The organism is Caenibacillus caldisaponilyticus (genome assembly GCF_002003465.1).
Classification (GTDB): Bacteria; Bacillota; Bacilli; order Bacillales; family Sporolactobacillaceae; genus Caenibacillus; species Caenibacillus caldisaponilyticus.
On sequence record NZ_BDDQ01000045.1, the window covers coordinates 1 to 12,685 of the forward strand.

11 protein-coding genes are annotated in these 12,685 nt (G+C 53.7%); 2 read left to right on the plus strand and 9 right to left on the minus strand.

Features of this window, described 5'->3' with window-relative positions:
- The 3 genes from CCB157_RS18380 to CCB157_RS12290 form a co-directional block, all read right to left on the minus strand.
- Nucleotides 1–160 (minus strand): UPF0236 family transposase-like protein (locus tag CCB157_RS18380; RefSeq protein WP_193432298.1); only part of this gene is annotated, 160 nt, incomplete at its 3' end.
- Nucleotides 161–577: 417 nt separating this feature from the next.
- Complete coding sequence (locus CCB157_RS12285; protein ID WP_077616180.1) at nt 578–1,441, minus strand: GNAT family N-acetyltransferase; 864 nt, start codon at nt 1,439–1,441, stop codon at nt 578–580.
- A 329-nt stretch (nt 1,442–1,770) separates the two neighbouring features.
- Nucleotides 1,771–2,025, minus strand: a complete 255-nt coding sequence (locus tag CCB157_RS12290; protein WP_143287036.1) for a hypothetical protein — start codon at nt 2,023–2,025, stop codon at nt 1,771–1,773.
- Between CCB157_RS12290 and CCB157_RS12295 the strand changes: the two genes are divergently transcribed.
- Entirely contained in the window at nt 1,998–3,209 is a 1,212-nt protein-coding gene (locus CCB157_RS12295) for an MFS transporter (RefSeq protein WP_077616182.1), read from the plus strand. The two genes, CCB157_RS12290 and CCB157_RS12295, sit on opposite strands and share 28 nt — an antisense overlap.
- Nucleotides 3,210–3,342: 133 nt before the next feature.
- Here CCB157_RS12295 and CCB157_RS12300 read toward each other — a convergent pair whose 3' ends face one another.
- On the minus strand, nt 3,343–5,325 hold the full coding sequence (locus tag CCB157_RS12300) for an acetoacetate--CoA ligase (RefSeq protein WP_077616183.1): 1,983 nt from the start codon (nt 5,323–5,325) through the stop codon (nt 3,343–3,345).
- Between the two features lie 379 nt (nt 5,326–5,704).
- Between CCB157_RS12300 and CCB157_RS12305 the strand changes: the two genes are divergently transcribed.
- Nucleotides 5,705–6,304, plus strand: coding sequence for an NAD(P)/FAD-dependent oxidoreductase (locus CCB157_RS12305; protein ID WP_077616184.1), 600 nt, complete (start codon nt 5,705–5,707; stop codon nt 6,302–6,304).
- A gap of 259 nt (nt 6,305–6,563) precedes the next feature.
- Here the strand turns inward: CCB157_RS12305 and aspA are convergent, their stop codons facing one another.
- The 5 genes from aspA to CCB157_RS12330 form a co-directional block, all read right to left on the minus strand.
- Nucleotides 6,564–7,991 (minus strand): aspartate ammonia-lyase, encoded by a 1,428-nt coding sequence (gene aspA, locus CCB157_RS12310; RefSeq protein WP_077616185.1) that lies wholly within the window; start codon nt 7,989–7,991, stop codon nt 6,564–6,566.
- A 167-nt stretch (nt 7,992–8,158) separates the two neighbouring features.
- Nucleotides 8,159–9,088 (minus strand): phosphotransferase family protein, encoded by a 930-nt coding sequence (locus tag CCB157_RS12315; RefSeq protein WP_077616186.1) that lies wholly within the window; start codon nt 9,086–9,088, stop codon nt 8,159–8,161.
- Nucleotides 9,089–9,224: 136 nt separating this feature from the next.
- Nucleotides 9,225–9,860 (minus strand): histidine phosphatase family protein, encoded by a 636-nt coding sequence (locus tag CCB157_RS12320; RefSeq protein ID WP_238594701.1) that lies wholly within the window; start codon nt 9,858–9,860, stop codon nt 9,225–9,227.
- A gap of 145 nt (nt 9,861–10,005) precedes the next feature.
- Nucleotides 10,006–10,878 carry a phosphotransferase family protein gene (locus CCB157_RS12325; protein ID WP_077616188.1) on the minus strand — a complete coding sequence of 291 codons (873 nt, stop codon included), beginning with the start codon at nt 10,876–10,878 and terminating at the stop codon, nt 10,006–10,008.
- Nucleotides 10,879–10,906: 28 nt separating this feature from the next.
- Nucleotides 10,907–12,184, minus strand: coding sequence for a serine hydrolase domain-containing protein (locus CCB157_RS12330; protein WP_077616189.1), 1,278 nt, complete (start codon nt 12,182–12,184; stop codon nt 10,907–10,909).
- Between the last annotated feature and the right edge of the window lie 501 nt (nt 12,185–12,685).

The window sequence follows — 12,685 nt, forward strand, 5'->3', positions numbered from 1 at the left end:
CTTTCAAGCGAAAGCGACGTTTATCCCGCGCTTCGGCGATTTCGGCATCCATCTGTTCCAAAACCATCGTCAAAACCTTGCCAAACATCTCCTGTAACACCTGAAAGACATGGCGTTCAAGCTCTTCTAAAGTCGGGTATTTCGGGTTATAATGTCCCATGTGAGGGCCTCCTTTGTACGGTTTTTTTGGACAAACTCATTGTACAAAAAAGAGGCCCTCATTTCTTGTTTTTTCTGCATTCCCCTATCGCGCTATTGCTTGGTGGCCTTGGCAGATGATGTTGGATTAAAAGCCAACACATCCGCCAAGGTTAATTTACATATATTAACTTTTATTCCTATTCTTGCTCCCACAATAATTTTACTCCTACACTTGAAAAACCCGCGACAATTTTTGTTGTCTTTACAAAGTTGGCGTGTTCATCAAGGAGGCATCCTGCGGAAAACCTCAATAAAATCTCTTCAGCCTCAATGCGTCTTGATCGCTTTCCATTATAAACTTAAAAATTCGTAAAAAAACCGCCTTTTGTGGCGGCCCATACAGACATCGCAAGCAAAACGAATCGTGTTTCATCGCTTATTTTAATATTGGCTTCCGGTCAAAGGCGTAAACCAATGAATCCGCAACGGGACGGTAACCGATTTTTTGATAAATCCCGTTGGAGGTCGGATTGTTAAGATCGGTATAAAGACTGCAAAAATCATAGCCGTCATCCAAACATTTCTGGCTGAGGGCAGCCACGCCGCTCGTGGCATAGCCTCTCCCCCTTCGCTCGGGAGGAGTGTACACCATATTGATCACAATGCCGCGCCGGGTCGGACGGGAACGCTTCGCCATGGAAACCGGCCCGCCGTCATCCCAAATGTGGATGGAGCCGTCCTTGACGCCGCGTTCAGCGCGAATCCGGGCCTCTTCTTCTGATGTCGAGAGACCCAGCGCTTCTTTTTCAAAATCTATCAGCCAGCGGCCGATTATCTCGACATCGTCCTCCGTCGCCACGCGCAGGAAGCCGGACGCGTTTCCCATCGTTTCGACCCGGTCTAAGCGATAAATGCGCTGCCGCATCCGGACGGTCGCTTCCAAACCGGTTCGGAGCGAAAAACGGTCGGCAAACGCTTCGGCCAGATCCGCCACACCGATCACGCCGGGAATGTCCGGGCCATTTGCCGAAAGGTGATCTGCAGCCGCGGCAAGCGCCTCAGGGTGATTTTCCCCGGCGAGGATGAGGTTTTGGCCGGACGTCATCAAAAGCACCAATTGAACCGCCCCGTTTTCCTCCACAAGCGCCATGTACGGCTGTTCATCCGCTCCTGTCGCATCGCGCCCCGCCAACGAGGCAAGCAAGCCAAGCGGCAAGTTGTGGACAACTTCATCGCCGGACAAAAAGGGTTCGACGGCGTTAAAAAAAGAACGGACATTCTCATATTCTATAATGTTCATTCAGCCTCCCCCTTCCGTGCCACCTTTTTCTTGCGCCCGCCGCGTTTACCGTTGATTTCGGCAATACCAGAGTTGCCGACGGTTCGCTCGGATCCGGTTGCGGGTGAATCGGGCTTTCCGTAAGATCCCGGCAGCCCAGTCCGGATGAGTGAACGTCGCGATCGGGCGTTCGCCGCGGGATTCATTGAAATTTTCAGCTATTTTAGCGCAAGGCTTAAAGGGTGTCAAGATAACCATTACTTTGGTTTGAAAACGCTTGGCCGCTCATTTTCGCTGTCAGAACATGTTCCTTCGATAAACGGGGAACGGCTCCTCGCGTATGGTTGAACCTACATGTATAATCGTTCAAGGCTCGGGGGCACCATGCCGGATCCATTCATTTTGACATCTTGTTTGGCCGCTTCCGGCGTTTTATAATACTGAGCAAACGCTAAAAACAGGAACATCGCAAGGCTGCGTGCTGGACTTTTCTTTTTTGCTTGGCGTTTGGAGGCAGATAAAAAGCCGGCACCGGATTCGCGCCGAGCGAAGATCATACATATAAGGAGTTTTGCCCATGGAGAAGAAGCCGCGCCTTTGGACAAAGCCTTTTATCCTGCTTGTTTTCGCCAATCTCTTTACGTTTATGAGCTTTCAGATGCTCATTCCGACGCTGCCGGCCAGAGTCGATGCGCTCGGCGGTTCGAGCGTCGCAGTCGGTCTCGTCACTACGTTGTTCTCCATCGCGGCCGTGCTGATGCGCCCTTTTATCGGATACATCTTGGGTTATTCGCCACGGCGGAAACTCGTGCTCATCGGTTCCGCGGCCCTGCTCGCGGTGACCGCTTCATACTTAGCGCTGCCAATCGTCATCGTCTTCCTGATTCTGCGCTTCATCCACGGGTTGGCCTGGGGATGGTCGACGACGGCCAATGGAACCGCGGCGGTTGACCTCGTTCCGCCTTCAAGAATCGGTGAAGGTCTGGGCTATTACAGCCTGGCCATCGCAATCGGCATGATCATCGCGCCGAGCGTCGGCATTTACGTTTATCAACATTATAATTTTACGGCGCAAATCATGCTGTCCGTCCTTTTAGGCATTGTTGCGTTCATCCTTTTGGCGATGATCCCCTATCCGAAACCGGCGGGATGGAGTCAGCGAGAGCTCACGTTTAAACACTTTCATTTTTTTGGCGCGATGGTAGAAAAAAAGGGCTGGTATCCCGCCTTGATCACTTTGCTGGCCGCGTTTGGTTACGGTGCGGTCGTCACGTTTATGGTCATCTTCGCCGATGAACAACATCTGAACCAAGTTTCGCTTTTTTATATTTTTAATGCGGCTTGCGCCACGGCCGTGCGGCCCATCACGGGAAAATGGTATGACAAAAAGGGACCGTGGTCTCTGGTCAGCCTTTGTGCATTGCTTTCATTTGTCGGCATGTGGGTGTTGGCGTACGCCAATGACAATTTAGACTTGGCGATCTCCGGCCTTTTGTTCGGTGCGGGGTACGGCTCGCTCATCCCCGCTTTGCAAGCCTGGGTCCTGTCCAAAACCGACCGCGAGCGGAGCGGGACCGCAAACGGCATGTTTTTTTCATCAATCGATCTCGGCATCGGTCTGAGCGGGCTTGTGATGGGCGCGATCAAGCCGTTTGTCGAAACCGCCGCGCTGTTTGAAATCTCAAGCGTTTGTTTTCTCGCCGTTGCGGTTTTGACCGTGCTCGATTATTTCAAACAGCCCAACGCAAATTGGAGAGCGATAAAGGAACCGACACGGCGGGCGAATTAGCCGACGCAAAACGGTCGCCGTTTTCCTGCAAAATCGAAGATCGTCCAACGATGAAAAGGGCCTGCGCCGGCCCCTTTCCTTTCACGGAAGGTGGTTGTGAGGAATGACCCGCGCTTCACGCGTCGATAGCAGGTCACTGGCCGGCGAACTTTCGGGAGAACGTCACAAAAAAGTCGAGCGCTTTCGGATTCTTAAGCGAGTCCGGATTGGCGGCTTTTTCAACCGGCGTGCCCAGCAAAATCTTTTTCACGGGCACCTCCAGTTTTTTCCCGTTGATCGTATAAGGAATATCCGCCGTTTCGTAGATGGCGTCGGGCACATGGCGCGGCGAACATTGCGTTCGGATCCGGCGCTTGATTTTGTCGATCAGAGCTTCATTCAGGACCGCGCCGTCCGCCAGCACGACAAATAAGGGCATGAACGAGCGGCCGTCCGCAACGGGCACGTCGATGATCAAGCTGTCCTTGATTTCCGGCAAGCTTTCGACAGCGCCGTAAATCTCGCTCGTTCCCATACGGACGCCGCCGCGGTTGATCGTGGCGTCGGAGCGGCCGTAGATCACACAGCCTCCCTGTGATGTGATTTTTAAATAATCGCCGTGGCGCCAAACGCCGGGATACATGTTAAAATAGCTGTTGCGATAGCGGGAGCCGTCGGGATCGTTCCAAAAGTAAATCGGCATCGATGGGAGCGGTTCGGTTAGAACAAGCTCGCCGACGGCATCGATCAAGGGGTTTCCCGCTTCGTCAAAAGCGGATGCCGCCACTCCCAGGCCTCGGCATTGAATTTCGCCGGCGCGTACCGGCAAGGTCGGAGCGCCGAGAACGAAAGCGGAACAGACATCGGTTCCCCCGCTGACCGAGGCCAGCCAAATCTCTTTTTTCACATGCGTGTAAACCCATTCAAAACCGGCCGGCGAGAGCGGCGACCCCGTCGAACCGATCGCGCGCAGGCGGCCGAGATCGTGGGACATGCCCGGCGTGATGCCCGCTTTCATGCAAGCGGTCAAAAACCCTGCGCTCGTTCCGAAAACCGTCATGCCCGTCCTTTCGGCGAATGCCCAAAGGTTTTCATAATCGGGATAGCTCGGACTGCCGTCATAAAGGATGATCTGCGCACCGGTGAGCAGACCGCTGACGAGAAAGTTCCACATCATCCACCCGGTCGTCGTATACCAAAAGAAGCGGTCGTCGGGGCCGAGGTCCGTATGGAGGGTGAGCGCTTTTAAATGTTCCAGCAAAATCCCGCCGTGCCCTTGCACGATCGCTTTGGGAATGCCGGTCGTCCCGGAAGAGTACAAGATCCACAAAGGATGGTCGAAGGCGACGGGTTCAAACCCCAAGGGCGCTCCGTCGTATCCGGCGGTAAAATCATCCCAGAGGATCGCATCGCTGAGCCGCTCGTCCGCGCCGCCTTGTTTTAAATAAGGAATGATCACGGTTTGTTTCAAGGTCGGAAGGGCCTTCTTGATCTCCGCGACGATTGCCGTCCGATCGAAGTCTTTGCCGCCGTAACGATAACCGTCGACGGCGATCAACACTTTAGGTTCAATTTGTTTGAACCGGTCGATGACGCTCCGCGCGCCAAATTCGGGCGAGCAGCTCGACCAAATCGCCCCGAGGCTGGCGGCGGCAAGAAAAGCAACGACCGCTTCCGGCATGTTGGCGACGTACGCGACGACGCGGTCGCCCTTACGCACGCCGGCCGCTTTTAATGCGGCGCGAAACGCGGCGACCTGGTTTTGAAGATCGCGCCACGTCAGCGCGCGCAACGGCCGGATTTCGGAGGCGTAATGGATCGCCTCCCGATTCGGGTCGCGCCCGCGAAAAATGTGTTCGGCATAGTTCAACGTCGCGCCGGTAAACCATTTGGCGCCCGGCATCACGCGTTGCGCTAGCACTCTTTCATAAGGCGTTTTGGCCATGATGCCGAAATATTCCCAGATCGACGCCCAGAACGCCTCCAAATCGGTCACGGACCACTGCCAGAGCGCGTGATAATCTTGAAACACAAGCCCTTTTCGCTCGCCAAGCCATGACATGTATTGTTTTAAATTGGAACGTTCGATTTGTTCGACGGACGGTTCCCACAGTAACGTTCCTTCCGCTATCGCCATCTTCTCCCCTCCCGGCGTTATGCTCGAGCACCGTTCGTTCGGCTAAAGGCCATTTCTCGAGATGAATGAAAAAAGATCCAAACCGTACGAAATCGGCGCCTCGTATTTCGCATTCTTATTAAACTCATTATAGTTTGCATTTATCCACTATGTAAAGCGCTTACATTTTGGCGATTATGTATTTCTTCTCTTATCGAATGGAGCCATCGCATCACCCCACGGAAACATCGGCGCTGTCTTTCAAATTCGTCCATTTTCATTTGACAAATCGGCGGTTCTGCGGTGCATAATGGAAAAAAGCAACCCGGATTAGACGACGGGTTTTCCATCCATTTTAGGGGAGCCTGGAAAGGATCGGATTTCTTGGAGGTGGTTTTGGATGTATGACGTTCTCATCGTCGGAGGAGGACCGGCCGGTCAGAGCGCGGCCATTTTTACGAGCAAAGCCGGCAAAAAAACGCTCGTATTGGATGATGGAAAAGGCTTGACGCAGCGCGCGTGGGTGCGCAACCATTACGGCGTTGAAGACATCGCAGGCGGCGACCTCGTCGCCATCGGACGCAAGCAAGCGGAAAGCTTCGGTACCGAATTTAAAAAGGCCAACGTCATCAACATCGTCAGAGACGGTGACGTTTTTAAAGCGCACACCGAAGGAGGCGAAGTGTACGAAGCGAAACACGTCATTCTGGCGACCGGCGCGAATACGCGCTTGGCCGAAACGATCGGCCTTGAGACAAAGCCCGGCGTCGAACCGTACGTGAAAAAGACCATCGCCGTCGATGGCGAAGGCCGCACTTCCCAACCGGGCATTTGGGCGGCGGGAACCGCCGGCGGCGTGAGCGTGCATACGATCATTACAAGCGGCGACGGCGCGCGCGTGGCCGTCAATTTGCTCAGCGAGCTGGAAGGCAGCCGCCACGTCGATCACGATTCGTTGAAGGATAAACCCGAAGCGTCGAAGCGTGACATGGGAAAATGAAAGAAGCCGGCAGCGCCTGTTGGCGGGCCCGCTTCTTTTTTCTTCTAACCCTCGATCATGAGACCCCTAAAACAAAGGAAAGACGGCGCATCCAAAACCGCCGGTCAATTTTGTTGAAGTGAATCTTTTTCTCGCATGATCCGGCGTCCGCCTCCGGGACTGGAGAAGCGTCCGCACCCGGCCATAAAAGAACAAGGTAGGGCATGACCATGCTGCCCAACCTTGTCCAAGAACACTTCAATTTCCAACCGCCGTCGGTTTAATCCCGCTCAAGAAGCGAGGCGCCCGCGATGCCCGGATGGGTCATCTCATACGGATCAAGGATCAAATCCAACTCTTCATCGGAGAGGACGTCGTATTTGCGGCAAAGGTCGCGGACCGATTGCCCGGTCAGGATGGCTTCCCGGGCGATGCGGGCGGCGACTTCGTATCCGATGTGCGGGTTGACCGCCGTGATGACGCCGACGCTTTTTTCCACGTATTCCTTCATCTTTTCTTCATTCGCTTCGATGCCTTTGACGCAGTATTCCGTGAAGACGCGGAAGCCGTTGTTCATGATGGAAATCGATTGCAACAAGTTAAAGACGAGCACCGGCTCCATGACGTTGAGTTCGAGCTGGCCCGCTTCCGAAGCGAGACAAATCGTATGGTCATTGCCGATCACCTGAAATGCGATTTGGTTGATCACTTCGGCCATGACCGGATTCACCTTGCCGGGCATGATCGAGGAGCCGGGCTGGCGCGCGGGCAACGTGATTTCCCCGAGGCCGGCGCGCGGGCCGCTCGCCATCAGGCGCAAGTCATTCGCGATTTTGGACATGTTCATCATGCAGACTTTCAAAGCAGCGGAAACTTCCGTATAGGCGTCCGTGTTTTGCGTGGCGTCGACGAGGTTTTCGGCGCCGACCAAAGGATAACCGCTGATCTCGCGGAGATGTTTGACGACGCTTTCGATATAACGGGGATCGGCGTTCAACCCCGTGCCGACGGCCGTCGCGCCCATGTTGATTTCGTAAAGGTGGCCCCGCGATTGTTTAATGCGTTGAATGTCGCGTTCGATCACGCGGGTATAAGCCTCGAATTCTTGGCCGAGCCGGATCGGAACCGCATCCTGCAAGTGCGTGCGCCCCATTTTTATGTAAGGATCAAACGCTTTCGCTTTTTCGGCAAAAGCATCCCGCATCCGCTCCATCGTTTCGAGCAAGTGATCAAGCAATGTAAGCACGGCGATGTGAACGGCGGTCGGAAAGGCGTCGTTGGTCGATTGCGACATGTTGACGTCACTGTTCGGCCGCACGTGAAAATAATCGCCTTTCTTTTTCCCCATGATTTCCAGGGCGCGGTTGGCGATCACTTCGTTGGCGTTCATGTTGATGGACGTGCCCGCGCCGCCTTGGATGGGGTCGACGATGAATTGGTCATGCCATTGACCGGCAATGATTTCGTCGCAGGCGGCGACGATGGCCTCGCCGATGTGGGCCGGAAGCCGTTTCGTTTCCATGTTGGCCAAAGCGGCCGCCTTTTTGACCATGGCGAGCGCCCGGATGAGTTCTTCGTGAATGCGGTAACCGGTGATCGGGAAATTTTCGGTGGCTCTCAGCGTCTGTATACCGTAATAAGCGTCCGCCGGAATTTTTTTCTCGCCCAAAAAGTCCTTTTCAATACGATAAGATTGCTCTTGTTGCATCTCGAATCCCGCTTTCTGGCTCGTTATGGTGATGTATCGATAAGATGAACGTTTTGTTTTTCTGCAAGCCTCATTATAACACAGCGCGCGCGGGCGAACGAACTTTTATATAACCCGGGGCCGGCGAACCGGTTAAAACAGCGTTCGAGGCGATCTTGCCGCTTCTTTTAGGAATGTCCTCCTTCCACAAGGCGGATTAAGTATTGTTCCAAGCGTTCGGCGATCATTTGGCGCGTGAGGCCAGTGACCCCAAAATCCGACCAGCCTTCATAGACCTCGGGCGGACCCGGATAGGCAAAATCAAAGAACGCAACGAGATCCCAGTAAGGATCATTCTCCCATGAACGTTGCGCGAACGATCGATAATAGGTTAAAAAAGCGTCCGCCGCCTCCACGCCGAAGAGGCAAACGAGATTCACCCGGCAGTGGCCGACGTCAATGGCGGCCGGCCCCCGACAGGCATTCACCCAATCCACGACGCCGCTCACCTTTTCGCCTTGCCAAAGCACGTTGACCGGGTGAAAATCCCGATGAATAAAAGTCTCTTTGTAAGCTGGCGGCTGTTCCTTCACCCGTTCGATGCCCTTTTTACATATTTCCGGATATCGGGCCCATGACGGGACCTTTAACTCTTTGCCGTCGATGTATCGGCCGTATTGCCATTGAAAGTGTTGCGGATCGATCTGATGCAGCTCGGCCAATGCGCGGGCCAACTCTTTCAACCAAAGGTCAAGATTTTTCGGGGCGAGGTCGACGCGACCGGGAACATGGCTCATCAAAATCGCGGGCATGCCAAAGGCGCGTCCGGTTTCATCCACTTGGATGATCCTCGGGGTAAGAACCGACAGCGTTGGGCAGGCGGCGGCTCGTTTTAAGCTTTCCGCCTCATGGCGCGCCAAATCGGGCGCTTGCTTCAACCAATCTTCGTTATCATAAACACGCAAAACCAAGGCTTCGGTTTCCGATATCGTGAGTTTGTAAAGCGTCGTGGTCGTGGCGCCTTTTAACGTTGTGATCGTTTGAATCCGGGCGTTTGACGGCAAAGCTTGTTCGACCCAAGCCATGATGTGTGGGGTTAACAACGTTTGGCCGTTCACGGGCTCGACTCCTTTTCCGAAGGATGGAAAATATCGTTGGGTTTTTTAAGCATTATCCAGCGCCGATATTATGGTGCGCATGACGACCGAATCGGCGGGTGCGACCTCAAGAAACATAAAGTTTACATAATATATGTTATGTCCATAATCTCGTTTTTATTTCAAAATGCCCGTTTTCATAGGTTAATAGATAAACATCCGGATTGGTGAAAGCGGCCCACGCGGCGAAGCCGTATGCGCGGTCAAGATGATAGAGGATCAGCGACATTAAATTCCCGTGGGTGACGATCGCTGCCGAGCGAACCCCCGTTTCCAGCAAGTGATTCAACGCCTCGAAGGCCCGTTCTATGGCTTCGCGCGACGATTCGCCTCCTTCAAACTTTAAATCCAAATCGGTGTATGTCGCTTTTAATCGATCCAGCCAGTCCGGCAGATCTTGTGAGGACAGGATGCGCTCCGCCAAGCGGTCGTCGGTACGGATCGGCAGCCCGAGGCGTTTGGCCAGCGGCGTTGCGGTTTGTACCGCCCGCACAAATGGACTGCTATAAATCGTTTCGATCGCTTTATCTTTTAAAGCGTCGGCGAGCTTTTCGGCATCCGCTTTTCCTTTATCGGTTAATGGGGCTTCCGGCGCTTGCCCTTCCGCTTGACAATGGCGAATGAGATAGATGTGCTGCGCCATATAGACCTCCTTTGCGCTTTCAAGACGGTTGACATCTGCACGGGATTGCCAATAAATGGGCACGAGTTTATCGTCGATAACAGCAAGCATGACGACCGCCATCGGTATCGATGATCAAGAAAAAGTTTTGCTTTCGTTTCAGGCAGCGATTCGCTTTCCAAACGACGTGGTGCCGTCCCTTCTCTTCCGCCGGTTGCACCGCCGCTTCGAGCATTGGGCTCCCACATTTTCGCCGTTAAAGATACGCCGCCATGCCGGCCGCAAAAGCTTGCTCATCGCCGTGTTCCGCACCAAACAGTGCTTCTTGGAGAGCAAACGTTTTTCTATAAAGGTTTGCCCGTTCCAATTGGGCCTCCAAATCGGGATAGAAAGCCGCCATCCGCCGGACGAAGGCTTCGCCCATGCCGCGCCCCTCCGTTCCCATCAGGGAGGCCAGGTCATAGGCGGGATCACCGATCGTCACACTGCCGAAATCGATGACGCCGCTCACGCGACCCGTGGCCGGATCGATTAAAATATTGCCCATGCCAAAATCGCCGTGGATGACGGTCAACGGCTCATTGGATTTTGAGATGGCAGCGATCATGTCCCGGCAGAGGCTTTCCACCCGTTTTCGGGCGTCCGGCCTCATGTGAGGAAACAACATTTTTTTCACACGTTCGAAAAAATCGGACCATCCGTTGACCGGAGCGGCCGGTTCACCGAGGACGGCGAGCAATTCCGACGTCAGCGGCAAGCGATGCAGGCGTGTGAGAAAGCGCCCCAAGGCCTCAGCCCACGCCTCCCGATCGGCTTCCGAAGGCGAGTCATTGGTTAAGGGCCGGCCGGCGATTTTTCTATAGGCGGAATAAAACGGCCCCTTGGTTTTATCAATATTGTAAAAATGGGGGTTCGGCACGGGCAGCCCGAGTCCTTGACCGTACTTTTGCAAAAATAGGATTTCCTTTTTGAGCTCCGCCTCCCCTCTTTCATGCTTGGGAAAGCGGAAAACCCACGTTTGATCGACAAAAACGATGGCGTTGTTTTGCCCTTCTTCATGCCATACCAAGCTTTTGGCATGCGGGAAGATCACTTTTATGAGGGCTTCTTGTCGTCTTCGAACCGACATCCTTCTTCTCCTTTAAGACTTTAACGGATCACTTTCTTCTCAACATTCTCATTCCAAACAAAACCGCCCAAGGCTGTCCGGAATCATCAAAGTAAAACGGAATGGGATATTCCCATGCTTTAATGACGAGTATCTGCGGGCCGCTGGCGCGCAACGCATAGCGTTCGCCATCAATCAGGGCGGCGATTTCGCCGGCATCTTTTACAATGTCCAAGCAGCCGCCTTCCTCCGACGCGTACGTTCCCAAAAAACGTTCCATCTCACGGGTCGACAGGCGGTATTCCGGTTCGACGGCGGCTTTTTGTTCCAACGGACGGCCCAAAGCCGTGTTGGCCGCCGCCAGCCAAATCTCTTCGGCCGGAGCCCCGGACGCATTGGTCAACACCGCGATCACGAGCTGCCTTTCAGGGACCAATCCAAAATTTGCGGCGACTCCCGGTTGGCTCCCGCCGTGCTGGACGAGGGTCACACCGTCATAGGGCGTAGCCGTTAAAGCGTACCCATAACTCGTCTGGCGAAACACCGGGTGAACCGGTTGCCACATTCGCGAAAAATATGGTTCGCGCAAAAGGAGCTGACCGAATTTCAATAAATCCAATACATTGGAGCGAAGCCCGCCGCCGACTTCATAGTTTCCGAGTTTCGACCATTCTTGCGCCTCATAGGTGCGGGTTTCTTTGTTATAACGATAAGGCACCGTCACATTTTCAAATTTTCCAAGTTCCTCCAAGCTGAACGTGGAGCGCTGCATCGCCAAGCGCTCCAAGAAGCGGTGCGTCATGTAGCGGCGGTATAAACGGCCCGTCACGCGTTCAATGATCAAACCGAGCAAGAGAAACGCATCATTGGAATAGCTAAAATACTCGCCGGGCTTGCCCAATCTCTCAAGCGCTATCGCGTTCAAATAGGTCACGTGCTCTTGCAGGCGATTCAGGCTTTCATTCCGTTTCACCGGCGGCAATCCGGTTGTATGGGACAACAAATGATGAATTCGGATTTCATCCATCGGTTCCAGACTAGGAATCGCAAGTTCCGGTATGTATTTCGTGACGGGGTCGTCCACGGAGAGTTGGCCTTCTTGTTCAAGCACCAAAATCGCCGCGGCCGTCAACGATTTCGTCACCGACGCGATGCCGAAAATCGTCTCCGGCGTCACCGCCAATTTTTGAGCGACATCGCGGTACCCAAACCCTTTTTCGTATATGACGCGGCTGCGCTCGGCGACCGCCACGGCCGTCCCAGGTATGTTTTCCTTTTTCATCACCTCATAGACATAAGCCTCAAATTCGGACCACGATCGTTTCATGTATTCTCCCTTCTCAAGCCATGCTGATAATTAATAAAATTATCGGTTTATTTTGATCCTATCGCAACGAATGGGGAATATCAATAAAATTCTAATATAATACAGTTTTAAGTCTATCCCCTTTTGATGGATGCGGAGACCTTGCCGTCATCCATCTATCGAGTAGGAGGGGGTGACGAACCCCCGTCCCCTCACACCACCTAGCATGCGGGTCCGCACTAGGCGGTTCGCCAATCTTGACGGAGTTCAAAATATCTCTGCGTTAAACTCTTCAGCCCTTGCTTAAGCCAGTAGGCTTTGCCAAGGGCTTTATGCAATTGAGGCGTCCTTGTCGTACGCCAAGCCCCTTTCCGAGTGTTAGCGATCTCGAACACTTCGTGTTCTTTGAGCCCAAGGGCTCTTAGTTCACGAATTCGAGTTCTCACCCTTTTCCATTGGTGCCAACGGCATAGTCTCAACCTTCTTCTTATCCATTCTTCCAGGCGCTTCAAGGGAGAGGGG